The organism is Nocardia shimofusensis NBRC 100134, from assembly GCF_001613125.1.
GTDB lineage: Bacteria > Actinomycetota > Actinomycetes > Mycobacteriales > Mycobacteriaceae > Nocardia > Nocardia shimofusensis.
The window spans coordinates 358,797-376,164 of record NZ_BDBT01000001.1 but is presented as its reverse complement, the minus strand read 5'-3'; the positions used below and the strand labels follow the sequence as shown (position 1 = coordinate 376,164).

Sequence of the window (17,368 nt, the reverse complement as noted above, 5' to 3'; positions counted from 1 at the left end):
GACCGGGTCGTGCTCAGCCTGCGCGGCGGCGACCCGCGGAGGTGCGAAAGATGATGCGGAAAAAGCTGTTTCGGGCGATGCTCACCCTCGGCGCGGTGAGCCTGGCGGGCGCTTCGGCGCTCGTCGCGCCCCCCGTCCTCGCCGCACCCACCCCGGTGTTCGGGGCGTGTCCCGAAGGGGCGGTGACTCCGGGCAAGGGCGCGCAGTGCGCGGTGGTCGGCGTGCCGATGAACCACGCCGAACCCGACGGCCCGCGTATCGAACTCACCGTCAGCCGGATCGCCGCGCGGGGCGAGCGGCGCGGAGTACTGTTCACCAACCCCGGCGGCCCCGGCGTCGACGCCCTGGACTTCTGGGCGCAGCGGGTGGCGACCATGCCCGCCGACATCGCCGCGCACTACGACCTCTACGCCGTGCAACCGCGCGGCCTGCGCTGGGCCACCCCGCTCTCGTGCGCGGTGGAGACCACCGAGGACGGTCAGGTGGCGGTGAGCGACGACGAACTCAGGGCCGCCTGCGAGGAGGCCCAGCCCGGCTACCTCGACACCATCACCACCGAGAACACCGCCCGCGACCTGGACGCCGTGCGCGCCGCCCTCGGCCTGGACCGCATCGGCTATCTGGGCACCTCCTACGGCACCTACCTCGGCGCGGTCTACGCCACCCTGTTCCCGCGGCGCGTCGAGCGCATGGTGCTCGACTCCAACGTGCACCCCGGCTGGATCTGGACCGAGGAGTTCGCCCAGCAACAGGCGGCGGGCAAGCATCGCCTGGACGCGCTGTTCGGGTGGATCGCCGAGCGCCACGACGAATACGGTCTCGGCGACACCAGCATGCAGGTCTACCGGACCTGGGTGCGGCAGGTGTACACGCAGGGCGGCGGTTGGTACGCCAACCTCACCCCGCCGCCCGCCGGGGTCTCCGACCTGCCCGGCGAACTGCCCGAACCGCTCGCCGAGATCGCTCGCGACGGCTTCAACGGCGGCACCGAGCAATTGGCGAAGGTGCAGAACTTCCTGCGCCTGCTGCTCTCCGGCGGCGCGTCCGCGCAGGTGCCGCTGGTGAGCGCGACCTCGGTGGCCACCTACACCCGCGCGTTCTGGCCCACCTTCGCCGAGGCGATGGCCCGCGCGCAGGCCGATCCCTCCGACGTCGAACGGCTGGTCGCCATCGCGGGCGCCACCGAGACCGACCCGACCGGCCGCTTCGTGTTCTCCGCCATCACCTGCAACGAGAACGCGGTGCCGGGCAGGCCCGAGATGCTCGGCGCCGCGGTGAGCACCCTGGCCTCCGGCGGCAACGCCCTCGACGCTCGCGCCGCCCTGGTGCGCTCGGGCATGAGCTGCGGCTCCTGGCCGCCGGTCACCGAGCCGGTGGCGATCGACGGCTCGGCCCTGACCACCGCCCCGCTGCTGTTGCAGAGCAGGCACGACGCCCTCACCCAGTACGAGGGCGGCCCCGCCCTGGCGCGGGCACTGCACGGCTCGCTCATCACCGTCGAGGGCGGCGATCACGGTACCTTCGGACGCGGCAACCCGGTCGTCGACGAGGCCGTGCTGACCTATCTGCGCACCGGCGAGGTGTCCATCTCCGAGGCTCCCGAAGCGCCGTTGCCCGCGTCGTGACCGCCGCGCCGACGGCATGCCCGACATCGGCGGTGCTCGAGCATTCGATGGCTTGCGCGCCGAAGGTTCCGTGCACAAACGCGATCCGGTCCCCGACAATGGCCGGATGACATCCGCGCCCCGGGTGGTGCTCGCCTCGGACAAGTTCAAGGGCTCGCTCACCGCGCCCGAGGTGGCGGCCGCCCTGGCACGCGGCATCGCTTCGGTGCTGCCGTCCGCCGACCTGCGTTCGGTGCCGGTCGCCGACGGCGGCGAGGGCACCGTGGACGCCTTCGTCGCCGCGGGCTGGGAACGTGTCGGGCTCACCGCCCCCGGCCCGACCGGGCAGCTCTCGGAAACCTCGTATGCGGTGCGCGGGGACACCGCCGTCGTGGAGCTGGCCGCGGTCGCCGGTCTGACGAAACTGCCCGGCGGAGCGAAGGATCCGCTGGGCGCGAGCACGTTCGGCCTCGGCATCGTCATCGGGCACGCGCTCGACGCGGGCGCACGCGAGATCGTCCTCGGCCTCGGCGGCAGCGCCTCCACCGACGGCGGCGCGGGCATGCTCCAGGCCCTCGGCGCCCGGCTGCTCGACGCCTACGGCGACGATGTGCCCCTCGGCGGCGCAGCATTGGCGCGCGCCGCCCGGCTCGACACCGAGGCCGTGCGCGAACGCGTCGGCTCGGCAACCTTCACCCTGGCCTGTGACGTCGACAATCCGCTGCTCGGCCCGCGTGGCGCGGTCGAGGTCTATGGCCCGCAGAAAGGTGCGGACCCCGAACAGCGCGCGATTCTCGAAGCGGCACTGGAGAATTGGGCGACGATCGCGGGACCCGCTTTCGCCGATCTACCCGGCGCGGGTGCGGCGGGCGGCACCGGCTTCGCGGCCCTGGCCGTACTCGGCGCGCGGGTCCGCAGCGGCATCGACATCATCCTGGATCTGCTCGATTTCGCGACGCAGGCGTCCGGCGCCGACCTGGTGGTCACCGGTGAGGGCGCACTGGACGAACAGAGCCTGCACGGCAAGGCCCCGATCGGCGTGTGCGCGGCGGCGGGCGATGTACCCGTCGTCGCCGCGGTCGGCCGCACTCTGTTGTCGCCGGAACGCCTGCGCGAGGCGGGATTCACGGCCTGCTACGCGCTGACCGATCTCGAACCCGACCCCGCCCGCTGCATCGCCGACGCGGCCCGGCTACTCGAAGAACTCGGCGCGCGCATCGCCGTGGATCAGCTGGCCGGCTCGACTGCCGGGAACTCATAGACCGGTCTCGCAGTTCGCCGCGAGGTTGGCCCGCAGAACCTCGCGATGCTTGTCCCCCCACGCCTCCAACGGCCGAAGTGCCTGCGCGAGTTCGGTACCGAGGGCCGTGAGCGAGTATTCGACGCGAGGCGGAATCTCGGGAAAGACCTCCCTGTGCACCACCCCGCTGCCTTCGAGATGACGCAGGTTCTCGGCGAGCACCTTCTCGCTCACACCGTCGAGCAGCCGCCGGATCTCGCCGAAGCGGCGCGGCCCCTCGCCGAGCACCCACATCAGGTGCATCCGCCATTTGCCGCCGACGACATCGATGGCCGTCGACATACCGCACACTTCGTGAGCCATGTCACTGCTGCTGCCCACGGCGGCCTCCTGACCACATCTCGGACCTCGGGGTAAGTACCCTACTCGAACGTACGTTCTTGTCGACTCCACCTGCGTGGACGAGCATCGAATCGGGCCCGCGACACCGAATCCGATCTGATGTGAAGGAAAGTACATGTCCGAGAATTCCACCCGTTCGGTCACCGTCATCGGTCTCGGCCCGATGGGGCAGGCGATGGTCCGTGCCTTCCTCGCGGCGGGCGTCGAGGTGACCGTGTGGAACCGCACCGCCGCCAAGATCGACGCGATGGCCGAGCTGGGCGCACGACGGGCAGCCACCGTCGCCGACGCGCTCGACGCGAACGAAGTGACAGTCCTGAGCCTGACCCACTACGCCGCCATGTACGACGTGCTCGGGCAGGCGCCGGACCGGCTGCCGGGGAAGACGATCGTCAATCTCTCGTCGGACTCGCCTGCGCGGGCCCGTGCGGGCGCGGCCTGGGTTCGCGAGCACGGCGCCCGTTTCATCAACGGAGGCGTGATGTCGGCGGGTGACGTCCTCGACCATCCCGCGTCCTACATCTTCTACAGCGGTCCTCGCGCGGACTTCGACGCGGTCGCCGAGCTGCTTCGCCCGCTGAGCCCGCAGGAGTATCTGGGCGAGGACGACGGGCTGGCCCAGCTCTACTACCAGGGCCTGCTGACGGTATTCCATCCTTGGCTGCTCGCCTTCGAGCAGGCCATCGCCTTGATCGCGAACGCCGGGCACGACATCGATGCGTTCGTGGGGTTCGCGGTGCGGTCGAACGCGGCCTTCCCGCACTTCATGGAGAGTATGTCGGCCGCCGATCAGCAGGGTGGCTGGGCGGACCTGGCGAGCCTGAAGATGATGGAGGCGGGCGCGCGGCACGTCGTCGAAGCGAGCGAGGAGGCCGGGGTCGACGCCACTCTCTCGCGAACGGCGCAGTCCTTCTACCGCAGGGCCGTCGCGGCGAGCGAGGAAGCGGGCAAGGCGGTCTCGGCCTTCGAATTGATGCGCCGCGGCGCGGCGTGAATCGGGAAACGGCGCTGTCGGTACTCAGCGAGTGGCGAGGAATTCGATTGCCGCGGCGTATCCCTGGATTCCCATTCCGGCGATCACCGCGGTGGCGATCGGGGAAATGAACGAGTGGTGCCGGAATTCCTCGCGGGCGTGCACATTGCTGATGTGCACCTCCACGATCGGCACCTCGGGAATCACCAGCGCGTCGCGAAGCGCGACCGACGTATGGGTGAGGCCGCCCGGATTGATCACGATGGCCGATTCCGCCCCACGGGCCTGGTGAATCCGATCGATCAGCGCGCCTTCGTGATTGGACTGGAAAGCGGTGACGGTCCGGTCGAATCGGGCGGCGGTGCGTTCGCAGAGGGCGACGACGTCGTCGAGGGTGGCGGCGCCGTAGACCTCGGGCTGGCGGGTGCCGAGCATGTTCAGGTTCGGTCCGTTGAGCACCAGGATCGGGGCAACCATGTCTGCCATGCCCTCACCCTAACCGCCCGCGGTCACAGCCCCCGTGGTCCTTGGGAGCGCAGGTCCTCGACCGTGCGCATGGCGGTGCGCAGTTCGGCCAGCCACTCCTCGGCGTGTTTGCCCGCCAGTCGCACGGTCCACGCCAGGGCGTCCGAACGCGAGCGGGCGACGCCCGCGTCGACGAGGGTGTCGAGGACTTTGCGTTCGGGTTGCCGGAGGCGGGTCATCACCGGGACGGCGAGTTGGGTGAACATCACCCCTTCGCCGCCGGCGACGACGCCCCAGGCGACCTTGCGCCGGTAGCGGTACTCGGCCTCGTTCGCGATCTGCATCCTGGCCGGCCGGGTGCTCTCCCGGAACCGGGCGATCGCCCCCTCCACCGTGGCGGCGGGAACCTTCTCCTCTGACCCGCCCGCGCCCTCGCCCGAGCCGGTGTCGGGGCGCGGCAGGGGCAGCGTGCCGACGACGACGATCTCGTCGCGGTCGATCTCGATGCGCGGAGCGCCGGTGAACCAGTCGCTCGGCAATCTTCCGGCGAACCAGTCCGGCACGTCGGCGGGGTCGGGCAGGTCGGCCTGTTGCCAGCCGCCCGGACGTCCGAATTCACGTCCTCGATGGTCATGTCGCATCGTGCTCACCCGCTGTTGTCTGTGATAGCCGTTACAGTGATTACAAGATTACGCCGATGCCATATGTCGTGGCGAGGACATCGGCACGGCGGGATTGCGCTCAGCGCGAACGGCTCGACCGCAATGGACTCGAAGGTTGGTTCACGCCCCGGCGCGCCGCCCGGTACGGTAGCGGCGCCGGTTATCGCCTTGTGACCGGATGTCACTCATGTTCACCCGCTCGCGCGCGGGAATTCGGGCACAATCGATATGCTGAGCATGGGTAACGTCCCGGTCACCGGGGCGACGCGGGCGTATTTCATTAAGGTACGGTGGTCTTGTTGCTGAAGTGACAAGAGTGAAGAGTGGGCGATATGGATGTGTGGGGATCCCGCCGCTTTCGCGTCCGGGGCGCTATGGCACTCGCGGGAGTGACGGCTGTGGTGATGGCCTTGACGGGGTGCGGATTCCATACCGAGACGAGTGAACCCGAAGCACTTGTCGACCGCTTCACCGAACTGCTCGACGAGCAGGAGTATCGCAAGGCCGCCGATCTCACTTCCTACCCCAACGCTGCTTCGGCAACGATGTCGCAAATGTTCGAAGGTCTCCAGCCGGGCACCGTCGACTACCAGAAGACGCAATTCATCGGGCTCGACGACGAGTCGGCCATCTTCAGCATGGACGTCGACTGGAACTTCGGCGAGTACGACTCCGGGGAGAAGAAGGAGTGGGGCTACAGCCTGCAGGGCACCGTCCGCAAACTCGCGATCGGCTGGCGCATCTCCTGGGAGCCCCAGCTGGTCATGCCCGAGCTCGCGGGCGGGCGGACCGTGCGACTGGTGCGCACGCTGCCCTCGCCCGCCCCGCGCGTGATCGACATCGTCGGCTCATCGCTGATGCACGAGCAGGTCATCAATCTGGTCAAGCTCGATCCCGCCAAGATGCCCGACCCGGTCGCCTCCACCGATGCGCTCGCCAAGGCCATCGAGCCGGTCGCCCCGCTCATCACCGGCGCCTACCTGAGGGACAAGCTCGCCGCGTCGAAGGGAGAGCCCATCCTCGCGGTCCGGCTGCGCGAGGGCGACTTCGCGATCCTGGAACCACGGATGGCGCCGATCCCCGGCGTGGTCCTCGAGAAGTCGCCGGAGCTGATCTCCTCGGACCGCCGGGTGTGGTCGCCGATGCTCGACGCGATGCGCAATGTGTGGACCGAGAGCCAGGACAGGCACGCGGGCTGGGGCGTGCAGATCTTCGAGCCGGACGGGCGCTTCGTCCGGCAGGTGGCGGGCCATCAGGGTCCGCCGGGACCGGACATCACCTCGACGATGGATCAGCGGCTGCAGCGTGCCGCCGAAGACGCGGTGGTCAGCGTGGGCACGCCGGCCTCGATCGTGGCGATCCAGCCGTCCAACGGCGCGGTGGTCGCGGTCGCGCAGAACAGCTACGCCACCGAACAGGGGCCGGTGGCCTTCACCGGGCTGTATCCGGTGGGCGGGAACGTGGAGTTGTTGCGTGAGGTCGCGGCGCTGGAGAAGAACAAGCCGCCGCGTGATGTCACCGTGCAGGACGCGGCGGAGGCAGCGGGCAGGCTCGGTCTCGGCGTCGACTTCCAGGTGCCCGGCCTCGACGAGGTGACCGGCCGGATCACCGTCGGCGGCCGCGGCGCCGAACAGGCCAGGCAGGGCGGTGGTTCCGATGTCGTGCTGGCCAGCCCGTTCGGGATGGCGATCGCGGCGGCGGCCATCGCGCGCGGGGAGGTGCCCGCGCCGTCGGTCGAGACCGGGAGACCGGGAACCACCGACGCGCAGCTGAGCCCGCTCGGCAATCCCGTCGTCGACCGGCTGCGCACGGTGCTGCGCGAGGAGATGGGCAAACCCCACCTGACCCCGCTGCGGAGCTTCCCGGTGATCGCCTACGCGGCCGAGGCGGACTCGGACGGCTGGCTGATAGCCAATATGGGCGATCTGGCCTTCGCCATCCACATCGCCGACATCGACAGCTCGAACGCGACCGCCCGGATGGCGGCACGGATGCTGCAGTCGCTGGCTCAGCCGGAGACCTGAGCCGCGCACCGGTCGGCAAGCCGGCTCACGCCTACGGTTCGTCTCGGCCCCGCGAGGTCGTCTCGGCCACGCGATCGCGCCGCTCGGCCCTGCGGGGTCGGCTCACCTCGCACCCGGCACGTTGCCGACGAGCATCGACAGCCTGCGATCGCGCTCGGCCCCGCGGGGGTCGTCTCGTCTCTACCGGGAGCGGGTCGCCAGTGCGAAGACCGCGCGCCAGCCGATCAGGAAAACCGCCAGCACGGTGCCCGCGACGATGATGAAACTGAACGCGGTGCCCTGACCGGCGATCACCCGCACGATCATGCCGCCCGCCAGCGTGCCCGCCCAGACGGCGACCCCGGTGGGCCACACCGCCGTGGGCACGAACGCGGCCCGGCCGGACAGCCTGCTCACCAGCACGGCCAGCGCCCACCCCAGCGCCAGTCCGACCGCGAACGGCCACAGCGTCTCCAGCAGCCCGGTGAGCACCGCCTCGTCGTGACTGCGCCGCCCGATGGCGCAGAACACGGCCACCAGAACCAGATCCACCACTACCGCCGTCAGCACTGTTCGCACCCTGGTCAGCGTAGTGCGGCCGAGTCGGCCGGCCCTGTCCGGACCGGGCCGACCTGCGACGACGGCGTTACTCGCGGGTGGTCTGCTCGGCGGACGCGGGCATCTGCGCGGCGCCGGGGGCTGTCTGGTCGGCTGTTGTCAGCGGCTGTGTTGTCAGTGGCTGTTCGTCGTCGCTCCGATGAGCTTCGGTCGGCTCGGGGGCGGTCTGCTCGGCGTCGGATCGGCCGGTAGGCATCCGCTCGCCGTCCGTCCGGATCTCGGATTCGGCGCTCGCCCTCGGCCAGGCCAGTTGCGTACTACGGCTCCTGCCACGCAACTGCACCTCCTCCCCGGTGATCCACAGCGCCGCCTCGGCCTCCTCGGCGAAATACAGCGCGCTGCCCGAGGCGAGCACCCGGCCGGGATGGTCCTTGGCGAGCTCGGTGAGCCGCGAGGCCTCGTTCACCGGGTCGCCGATCACGGTGTATTCGAAACGGTTGGCCGCGCCGATATTGCCCGCGACCGCCAGCCCCGCGGACACGCCGATGCCGATGTCCAGGCCGGCCACCTCGCGCAGGGCCCCGCGCAGATCCCTGGCGGCGGCCAGCGCGGCGGTCGGCGCGTCGGGACGGTCCAGCGGCGCGCCGAAGATGGCCAGCGCCGCGTCGCCGACGAACTTGTTGACGAAGCCGTGGTGGCGATCGATGACGTCGACGACGACCCGGAAGAACTCGTTGAGCAGGCTGACCACCTCGGTGGGCGGGCGCTCGGCGGCGGTCGCGGTGGAACCGACCATGTCTACGAACAGAACCGCCACGAACCGGGTTTCACCGCCGAGTTCGGTGCCGTAGTCGAGGGCGCGCTGGGCGACCTCCTCGCCGACGTGCTGGCCGAACAGTTCCTGCAGTTTCCTGCGCTTGGCCGCTTCCTCCATCATCCGGTTGAAGCCGACCTGCAGCATGCCGATCTCGCTGCCGTCGAACACCTCGACCTGCACCTCGCGGGTGCCTTCCTGGGCGCGGGCGATGGCCTGGCTGAGCTGGCGCACCGGGTCGGAGATGCTCGAAGCGGTCAGCATCGACAGCGCCAGCGCCTGCATGATCACCACCCCGCACAGCAGCAGGATCGAGACGGCCAGCGACTGCGCCGAGAACTTCACGTCCGAGGAGATCTGGGTGACGCACAGCAGCACGATCGCGAAGGTGGGCGCGAAAGTGCCCATTCCCCAGGTCATCGCCATCCTGGTGCCGACGCCGGGGGTGAGGGTGTGGTCGAAAGTGCCCTCGGTGAGCGCCTGGGCGGCGACCGGGCGCAGAATGCGCTCGCCGAGCATGTAGGTGAAACCGAACACGATGGTCGCGGCCATGCACAGGGTGACGATCACCGCGCCCGCCAGCTTGGGCGACTCGGTGATGATCAGCCCGGCCAGCACCGCGCCGCCGAGCAGCCACAGCACCAGATGCAGGATGGCCTGACGCAACGGCGCGTGCAGGGCGGCCATCTGCTCCTGCCTGCTCGGCGGGCCGCCGCGCATCTGCCAGCGCATCACCGGGCGCAACATCAGGGCCGAGGCGCCCAGGCTCAGCAATCCGCCGGTTACGAACACGATGCCGGGGACGAGCAGACCCATGTGGGTGGCGTCGGCCGCCTCACCTTCCGGAACGGGGAGCCCGTATTGCAGGAACGCCCACATCAGCACCGCGCCGAAGGCATTGGCCAACAGCATCGACGTCAGGTACAGCGGCCAGCGCGTATGCATGGTCTGTTTGACCGCTTCCAGAGGCGCTGACACGCTCACCAATCTAGCGTTCCGATCATGTGCGTCTGTTCGCGGCGCTGGAGCGGCCGTTCGGCTCACGACCGTGAGCCACCCTGGCTCCACTACCGGCGAAGACGGATACGACATCACGAAGTGCTGCTGGAGTACTAGTCTTTCCAGCCGCTCGAATCGATGATCTCGTCCCAGGTGGGATAGGACACCTCTGGATGACGTTGGCGAACGATTTCGGTTGCGAGGCTGGAAGGGAACGCTTTACGCGGATCTGCAAGGACCTGATCTTCCATGATCGTGGTCAGAGCGCGGGTGCCACCGAGACGGGGATAGGCGGCGTGGACGAGGTCGGCGTAGCCGGGCGGCAGATCGGTGGGGCCGCCACCGATGTCGATGCCGATGCCTTCCACGGCTATCCAGATCTCTGCGGGACGACGACGACGATAGACGGGTGAGTCGCTGAATCCGGATGTGTGGCCGGCGATGGCGTCCCATACGGTCTCGACCCTGCTGTCGGTGACGCCGTTGCGTTCCAGAAACTCGGCCGCGAAGTCCGCACTGTCCATTTCGAACCGTTGACGGCCGTTGGCCATGTCGCCGAGACTGATGTCGTGAAGTGCGCAGATGAGGTACATGACTTCCTCGTCGTAGTCGGCGCCCGGACGTAGGCCGTGGGCACCGGCGACGGCGCGGGCGAACAGGAAACCGCGAATACTGTGGTTGCGCACAGCCGGACCGACCGCGGTGTCGAGCAGCTCACGGGCCGCCTTCGACACCGGTGAGGCCGGGAAGATCAACGCGTCGGGTTGTGCGGACGCCGGCGTGCGCGGCAGCGCGATAGCGGCTCCGGCCAGTGCGGCGGCACCGAGAGCCGTGCGACGTGGCATTTCCATGGGTTCTCCGATCGGGAAGGAGGGGGAGTCATCGCGAAGATGACCGGGAATTGCCCGAGTGGCCGTGACATCCTTCTGTCGAGCTGAAGGTTGTCCGAACGTCGGGTTCATCGGCGAGGTATGGCGGTGCCGGGTCGTAGTGGATCTCGCGACGCACAGCCCGGGCATGGGCGCGACCGTACAATCGGCCGACGAGCCACAGCGCGCTGTCGATACCGGCCGAAACCCCCTGGCAGCTGAGAATGCTGCCGTCCACGACGTATCGCGCGTCTCGGACGACCGTCACATCGCCGCGTGCTTCGAGGGCGTCTTCGTACTTCCAGTGGGTGGCGACTCGGCGTCCCCGTGCCGGACCCGCGGCGTGCAGTAGGAACGCTCCGGTGCAGACACTCGCGACCCAAGTGGTCTCCGCGGCCGTCCGAGCGATCCACTCGGTGACAACCGTGTTGTGCGGCTCCACTTTCCGTGCGCCGCGACCACCTGGAATCAACAGCACGTCCAGCGGTGGATGGTCGTCGAGCGTGTGGTCCGGCAGCACCCGCAGCCCTTTGCCGAATCGCACCGGGTCGGGCCGTTGAGCGATCGAGACGACGCGGTCGGTGTCGTCGCGCAGGATCGCCGATGTGGTGAATACCTCCCAGGGACCGGCGAAGTCGAGTTCTTCGGCGTTGTCGAAGATGAGAATTCCGTACGTTGTCATGGTTTCGCCTCTTGCTCGATCTCGAAGAAGGCCTGTTCAGCGGAGCAATGCCGCGGCGATCGGTTCGTCGGGTGCGGTGCCGGGGGGTACGGCGAAGAACGCACTGCCGGTGTGCTCGATGAGGGGGTTCAGTCGGTCGTCGTCGGCGAGAGCGCTTTGCGCTCTGAGGAACTGCCCGGGCGGGTCGTTCATGTAGGCGACGAACAGCAGACCCGCGTCGAGCTGGTTGTGGCCTCCGTGGGTGTGTTCCGGCGTGCCGGGAAGGTGCGTGTGCGGGGATTGCGGCTCGGCACCCGGTCCGCCGGCGTTCGCGATCAGCGTGCCGTAGTCGTAGTTGTAACCGCGGCGCAGCATCGGTATGCCGTGGACCACGCGGACGTGGGCACCGGCGGGAATCGAGAATTCGCCGTCTTTGTCGCGGTGCTCGAGATCCACCGGATCGAACTCGGTCGTGCCGCCCAGCGGAGCACCGTCGCTTCGTCGGCGGCCGATGATGCGGTCCTGCTCGGGCAGCGGCAGCAGATCCCACTCCGCGGTCTTCATGCGGATCTTGCGGAAAACCAGGTAGCTGCCGCCCTGGAACCAGGCGGGTTCGTCAGCGGAGCGAACCCAGACCGTTCGATCGACCTCGGCCTCGGTGTGGGGGTTGGCGGTGCCATCTCTGTGCCCGAACATGTTGCGTGGGGTGCTGCCGTCCGCGGGTCGGCCGAGGAAGCCGTGCTGGGTCCAGCGCATACGCGCCAGTCCCGGCATTCGTGCTCGTAAGGCGCGGAAGGTGTTGCTGACGACCTGGGCGTCGTCAGCGCATATCTGCACCAGTACGTCGCCGTCGCACCACGCCGGATTCAAGCGGTCGCCGGCGAACCCGGGTAGTGGGCCGAGGTATCGCGGGCGTTGTGCGCCGAGGCCGAATCGTTCGTCGAAGACCGACGGCCCCAAACCGAAGGTGACGGTCAGGCGGGCCGGAGCCAGTCCCGTCGCGAAGTCGGTGTCTGCGCTGAACCCCGGTGGCGTCCCCGGCCGTTCCGGGAGTGGCGCGCCGGTCGCCAGCGCGGTAGCGATGGCGGTCCATCCGGCAAGGAGTTCACGCAGCATTTCGCGGTCCGGGCGCACGATGTCGACCGACAGGAACATCGCGTGCGATTGCGCGGAAGTCACGATCCCCGATTGGTGCGGCCCGTGGAACGGTTCCAGCTGACTTCCCGAAGTGGTGTCGCCTGTGGTCGCACGGCCCGCGACCACCCCGGCCGCAGCGGCTCCCGCAGTCGCCAAGCCTGCTCCGAACAAGCCGCGGCGGGTGATGCGGAACGCATCGGCGCCCGCGCGTCCGGCAGCGCTCACTGCGAGAAGTAGGGATCGTCGATGACGTATCGCCAGGACCCGTCGCTACCGCGCCGGGCGATCTCGGTAGAGGTCGAGATCACGGGGTCGCCGCTCGGCGCCGCGCCGGTGACGGTGGCGTCGTTGGAGATCAGAGCCAGGTCTCCGACCACGTGCACACGACGGGTCTGCAACTCGATCTTCGCCCCGGAGTCGATCATCGCGCCGAGTGAATCCTGGATGGCCTGCGTGCCCGATTGTGCGCTACCGGGCGTCGGAAAGAGCAGTGCGGCAGGTTCGTACAGCGACATCAACGCCTCGAGGTCGCCGGCGTTGAAGTACTGCGCGAACAACGAGGCCAACTCGGCAGGCCGTGCGGCCGCGGCGCGACGTGACCCGATCCCCACCGGACGATCGTTCCAGCCCGCGTCTTCGACGGCGTCGAACCACGTGGTCGGTGCGTGGGCGGGGAAATAGAGCTGGCAGAGTTGGCCGGGGAAGCTGAACCAGCTGCCCTTGGCCGGGTTGTCACGTACCTGTTCGGCCAGCATTCGACCGAACACGTATCCGAGGTCGTCGCGCGGCCAGACGGCATGCACTCGATCAGCGAAGCCGTCGGGCAGCAGCTCGCGCCTCAGTCCGGCGATATCGGCGCCGGTGCCCATCTGCATCAGTGCCTCGACCGTGCCGAAGCGATGCGCGATGCCGTCGCTGGTGTGCAGCGCGACGGCGTTCCATACGGTCTGTACGCGCTTCTCGTCAACGCCTTCATTCCTGAGGAACTGCGCGGCTGCGTCGGCTCCGTCGACCTCGAAACGCTGGTCGCCGTTCGCGTAGTCCGTTGCCCCCAGATCGTGCAGCAGACAGCTGAGGTAGAGCAGTTCGTCGTCGTAATCCTCGTCGGCTCGCAACCCCTGCGCGGCGGCCAACTCGCGCGCATACAGATACGCGCGTACGCAGTGGTTGTAGACCAGCGGTGCCGACACTTCGGCGACCAGAGTGTCCGCCGCGACGGCGAGCTTCGAGCTGGGCAGCCCGAACTGGGCCGGATCGACTTCTTGTACGGTCATCGTGCTGTGCTTCCTTCCGAAATGTGCGCACTCAGTGTGTGCTCGGAAGTAACGTCGGCCCAGTGGCCGAATAGCCAACTGATACCCAAATCTGGCCAAGCCGTCGGCGGCTCGTCCTGTCGACTATCGACTGGCGTCTCTCTGCGCTTCCCGGCGGTGATGCAGTGGCCGGACGGCACCGCCGACATGGTGAAAGCTGTTGCGGTAGGCCTGCGGAGATGTCTTTGTCAGGCGGGCGAAGTGGTACCGCAGTGTCGTCGCGGCGCCGAAGCCCGCCTCCTCGGCGATGCGGTCGATGGACAGGTCGGTGGTTTCGAGCAACTGCTGCGCACGGTGCACCCGGGCACGCAGCAACCACTGCAACGGCGTGGTTCCGATCTCCGCACGAAAGCGGCGGTTCAGACTGCGCACGCTCATGGCTCCGTGCGTGGCGATCTCGTCGAGGGTGAGTGGGCGGTGCAGGTTCACCTGCATCCAGTCCAGGACCGGTTGCAGGGAGGTGTCCGGGCTCTGCGGGTCGGTGTAGGCGATGAACTGCGCCTGCCCGCCGTCCCGCTGCGGCGGCATCACGATCCGGCGCGCGGTGTCGGCAGCCACCTTGGCGCCGAGATCCCGCCGGACCATGTGAAGGCACAAATCCAACCCCGCCGTCGCTCCGGCCGAGGTGAGCACGCTGCCACTGTCGATGAACAGCACCGAAGCGTCGACCTCGACAAGTGGATACCGGCGGGCCAATTCGGCGGCGAATTCCCAATGTGTCGTCACCCGCTGCCCGTCGAGTAGTCCGGTGGCGGCGAGGGTGAACGCGCCGACGCAGATCGAAGCCATCCGTGCGCCGCGCGCGGCCGCCTCCCGCAGGGCGTCGCGAATGCGGTCGTCGGGTTCGCAGAAGAATCCTGCCCGGCCGGGCACCACGACGGTGTCGGCATCGGCCACGGTGTCGAGGTCCCAATCCGTCTCCAGTCGTACAGCGCCGTGTACGGAGGCGATCGCGCTGGTGCCGCCGATCGTCACGACCCGGATGTCGTAGTGCTTCTCCCCGCTGACCGAATTCGCCGCGCCGAACACGAAGCCCGGGAGCATGACTTCGAATCCGAGCGCGTTGTCGGGGGCCAGAACTGCCACGATCGCCATGTGGCCAGAATTTAACAGATATGGCAAAAATGGACTGGCCGAACCTACTTCCGTTTGTCTGAGCCGCGGTTTCGATCATGGGTATGTTCGCGGCGCCGGGACGGCCGTTAGGCTCACGACCGTGAGCCACCCGGAGGAAAGTGCCCGAGGCGCGGCGGACCCGGGCAGTGTGACCGGCGCGGGCGCATCGGACGGCATCGCGGGCGCACCGGGCGGCGCTCCGACGGCGCGGGAAACTTCCCGTTCGGCCGCCGACTCCGTGCATCCGATCGTGCGGCAGGCCGCGGAGTGGTCGTGGCGGCTGCTGGTCATCTTCGCCGCGATGATCGCGGTGGCGATGCTGGTGCAGCGCCTGTCCACGGTGCTCATCCCGATGGCGATCGCGCTGCTGGCGGCCGCGCTGCTGGCACCGCTGGTGGACTGGATGCAGCGCCTGGGCGTGCCGCGCTGGATCGGAGTGGTGGTCGCGGTGATCGGCTCGCTCGGGTTGGTCGCGGGCACCATGACTTTCGTCGTCGAGCAGTTCGTGGCCGGTGTGCCGCAATTGTCCGACGAGGTGACCGCCAGCATCGAGAAAATCCAGGACTGGCTGATCAACGGCCCGCCGCATCTGAGCGACGACCAGATCCGCGGCGCGGGCGACACTCTGGTCAAGACCATCGAATCCAATCAGGACAGTGTCACCAGCGGCGCGCTGACCACCGCGACCATGATCGGGCAGCTGCTCACCGGCGCCTTCCTGACGCTGTTCATCCTGGTCTTCTTCCTCTACGGCGGCGATCAGATCTGGGAGTTCGTCACCCGGGTCGTGCCGACCCTGCACCGCGAACGGGTGCGCCTGGCCGGTGAACTCGGCTTCGGCACCCTGGTCGGCTTCGTCCGGGCAACCGTCGTGGTCGCCGCGGTGGACGCCATCGGCATCGGCGCCGGGCTGCTGATCCTCGGCGTGCCGATGGCGCTGCCGCTGGCCTCGCTGGTGTTCATCAGCGCGTTCATCCCGCTCATCGGCGCGTTCCTCGCCGGGTCCGTCGCGGTCTTCATCGCGCTGGTCACCGAGGGATTGGTGACCGCGTTGATCGTGCTCGGCATCATCATCGCGGTCATGCAGCTGGAAAGCCATGTGCTGCAACCGTTGCTGCTCGGTCGCGCGGTCAGCGTGCATCCGTTGGCAGTGGTGGTCGCGATCGCGGCGGGTCTGGTGCTGGGTGGAATCGCGGGCGCGTTGCTGGCGGTGCCGTTCGTGGCGGTGATGAACACCGCGATCCGCTCGCTGCTGGCCGAATCGCCGGAGGAGGTCATCCACGATCTGTTGACCGGCGAGCCTCGACTGTACTCGGCGGAACCGGATAAACCGGATGTCTCCGGGGGCGAACGACCGCGATGAGCCCGGACCGGCCGGTCGAGCCCGACGACGCCGCCACGGCCCCGCTGTGGCGGGCGGTGCAGGCGTTCCGGCTGGTCACCCTGCTGTATGCGATCGGTCAGCAGATAGCCTCGGTGCCCTATTACCAGAATCAGCGCCTGAGCTGGGTGTTCATCGCGTTGATGGCGGTCTGGTCCGGTCTTTCGGCGCTGATGCTCTCGCATTGGCGCGCCGACGTGATGCGGTTGCGCTCGGCGGTGGTGGTCGGCGACCACATCGTGGTGATCGGGCTGATCGCGGCGACCAGGCTGGTCGCCGACTACGACTGGTACCACGGCCACCAGACCCTGCCGACGACCATGTGGGCGGCCAATGCCGTCATCTCCGCCGCGATCCTGCGCGGGCCGATGCTCGGTATCGCGTCCGGGCTGCTGATCTCGGCGGTCATCATCACCGTGCGCGAGCAGTGGGGCGCCGACGTGTGGACCGATGCGACCGCGCCGGTACTGGTCTCGGTCGGGCTCGCGCTCGGCCTGGCCGCCGAGACCGCCCGGCGCGCCCAGGACCAGCTGCGCCGCGCCGTACGCCTGACCGCCGCCACCGAGGAGCGTGAGCGCCTCGCCCGCGAAGTGCACGACGGCGTGCTCCAGGTCCTCAGCTACATCAAGCGCCGGGGGAGCGAGATCGGCGGGCCGACAGAGGAACTGGCCGTCCGAGCGGGCGAACAGGAGGTGGCGCTGCGGGTGCTGTTGTCCGAGCAGGGCGGCAGGCACGCCGCCGTTCGCGGTGAGCACGGGGCAGGCGGCGACGGCGAGGTGGATCTGCGCGGTCTGCTCACCGCGCACGCCACGCCGAAGGTGTTCGTGTCGACGCCGGGGGAGCCGGTATCGGTGGGACCGTGGGTGGCCGGGGAGATCGCCGCCGCCGTCGCGACCGCGCTGGCCAATGTCGAACTGCACGCCGGGCCGGACGCGAAAGCCTATGTGCTGCTCGAGGACACCGGCGAGGAGTTGATCGTCAGCGTGCGTGACGACGGGGTCGGCATTGCGCCCGGGCGGCTGGCCGAGGCGGAAGCCGAAGGCCGGATGGGGGTTTCGCGTTCCATCGTCGGGCGGGTCGCCGCGCTGGGCGGCACGGCGGAATTGCTCGCCGGCGTCGGCGAGGGCGAGGGGGCGGAATGGGAATTCCGGGTGCCGCGCGGCTGAGCGGA

The 17,368-nt window shown here is 68.8% G+C and carries 16 protein-coding genes; 6 read left to right on the top strand and 10 right to left on the bottom strand.

The window, feature by feature from the left end; genetic code table 11:
• Positions 1-50: 50 nt before the first annotated feature.
• Together NS3_RS01740 and NS3_RS01735 are read left to right on the top strand one after the other, a co-directional pair.
• The gene (locus tag NS3_RS01740; protein ID WP_067852557.1) at positions 51-1,625 is read left to right on the top strand and encodes an alpha/beta hydrolase; all 1,575 of its coding nucleotides are present in this window, start codon (positions 51-53) and stop codon (positions 1,623-1,625) included.
• Positions 1,626-1,731: 106 nt separating this feature from the next.
• On the top strand, positions 1,732-2,865 hold the full coding sequence (locus NS3_RS01735) for a glycerate kinase (protein WP_067852785.1): 1,134 nt from the start codon (positions 1,732-1,734) through the stop codon (positions 2,863-2,865).
• Here NS3_RS01735 and NS3_RS01730 read toward each other — a convergent pair.
• On the bottom strand, positions 2,860-3,207 hold the full coding sequence (locus NS3_RS01730; protein ID WP_444980673.1) for a winged helix-turn-helix transcriptional regulator: 348 nt from the start codon (positions 3,205-3,207) through the stop codon (positions 2,860-2,862). The genes NS3_RS01735 and NS3_RS01730 overlap by 6 nt on opposite strands.
• A 154-nt stretch (positions 3,208-3,361) precedes the next feature.
• On the opposite strand from NS3_RS01730, the gene NS3_RS01725 reads away from it, so the two are divergent.
• Positions 3,362-4,240, top strand: coding sequence for an NAD(P)-dependent oxidoreductase (locus NS3_RS01725; RefSeq protein ID WP_067852552.1), 879 nt, complete (start codon positions 3,362-3,364; stop codon positions 4,238-4,240).
• Positions 4,241-4,264: 24 nt separating this feature from the next.
• On the opposite strand, the gene aroQ is transcribed toward NS3_RS01725, so the two are convergent.
• Both aroQ and abmR read right to left on the bottom strand, forming a co-directional pair.
• Positions 4,265-4,696 (bottom strand): type II 3-dehydroquinate dehydratase, encoded by a 432-nt coding sequence (gene aroQ, locus NS3_RS01720; RefSeq protein WP_373865268.1) that lies wholly within the window; start codon positions 4,694-4,696, stop codon positions 4,265-4,267.
• 32 nt (positions 4,697-4,728) lie between these two features.
• A complete protein-coding gene (abmR, locus tag NS3_RS01715) occupies positions 4,729-5,325 on the bottom strand; it encodes an ATP-binding transcription factor AbmR (protein ID WP_067852783.1) in 597 nt (198 codons plus the stop codon).
• Positions 5,326-5,720: 395 nt separating this feature from the next.
• On the opposite strand from abmR, the gene NS3_RS01710 reads away from it, so the two are divergent.
• Entirely contained in the window at positions 5,721-7,370 is a 1,650-nt protein-coding gene (locus NS3_RS01710) for an NTF2-like N-terminal transpeptidase domain-containing protein (RefSeq protein WP_067852548.1), read from the top strand.
• A gap of 180 nt (positions 7,371-7,550) precedes the next feature.
• Here the strand turns inward: NS3_RS01710 and NS3_RS01705 are convergent, their stop codons facing one another.
• The 7 genes from NS3_RS01705 to NS3_RS01675 form a co-directional block, all read right to left on the bottom strand.
• A complete protein-coding gene (locus tag NS3_RS01705; RefSeq protein ID WP_067852546.1) occupies positions 7,551-7,928 on the bottom strand; it encodes a DUF3054 domain-containing protein in 378 nt (125 codons plus the stop codon).
• Between the two features lie 67 nt (positions 7,929-7,995).
• A complete protein-coding gene (locus NS3_RS01700) occupies positions 7,996-9,666 on the bottom strand; it encodes an adenylate/guanylate cyclase domain-containing protein (RefSeq protein WP_245649433.1) in 1,671 nt (556 codons plus the stop codon).
• Positions 9,667-9,833: 167 nt separating this feature from the next.
• Complete coding sequence (locus NS3_RS01695; protein ID WP_245649404.1) at positions 9,834-10,682, bottom strand: HD domain-containing protein; 849 nt, start codon at positions 10,680-10,682, stop codon at positions 9,834-9,836.
• A complete protein-coding gene (locus tag NS3_RS01690) occupies positions 10,600-11,271 on the bottom strand; it encodes a DJ-1/PfpI family protein (RefSeq protein WP_067852542.1) in 672 nt (223 codons plus the stop codon). The genes NS3_RS01695 and NS3_RS01690 overlap by 83 nt, the downstream gene beginning before the upstream one ends.
• Positions 11,272-11,307: 36 nt before the next feature.
• Positions 11,308-12,612 carry a Dyp-type peroxidase gene (locus NS3_RS01685; RefSeq protein WP_067852540.1) on the bottom strand — a complete coding sequence of 435 codons (1,305 nt, stop codon included), beginning with the start codon at positions 12,610-12,612 and terminating at the stop codon, positions 11,308-11,310.
• Complete coding sequence (locus NS3_RS01680) at positions 12,609-13,661, bottom strand: HD domain-containing protein (protein ID WP_084494945.1); 1,053 nt, start codon at positions 13,659-13,661, stop codon at positions 12,609-12,611. The genes NS3_RS01685 and NS3_RS01680 overlap by 4 nt, the downstream gene beginning before the upstream one ends.
• A 123-nt stretch (positions 13,662-13,784) precedes the next feature.
• Positions 13,785-14,795, bottom strand: a complete 1,011-nt coding sequence (locus tag NS3_RS01675) for a GlxA family transcriptional regulator (RefSeq protein ID WP_084494944.1) — start codon at positions 14,793-14,795, stop codon at positions 13,785-13,787.
• Between the two features lie 259 nt (positions 14,796-15,054).
• Here NS3_RS01675 and NS3_RS01670 point away from each other — a divergent pair, with 259 nt between their 5' ends.
• Together NS3_RS01670 and macS are read left to right on the top strand one after the other, a co-directional pair.
• Entirely contained in the window at positions 15,055-16,179 is a 1,125-nt protein-coding gene (locus NS3_RS01670; protein WP_084494971.1) for an AI-2E family transporter, read from the top strand.
• Positions 16,176-17,363 (top strand): MacS family sensor histidine kinase, encoded by a 1,188-nt coding sequence (gene macS, locus NS3_RS01665; protein ID WP_067852538.1) that lies wholly within the window; start codon positions 16,176-16,178, stop codon positions 17,361-17,363. Before NS3_RS01670 ends, macS begins: the two co-directional genes overlap by 4 nt.
• Positions 17,364-17,368: the final 5 nt, after the last annotated feature.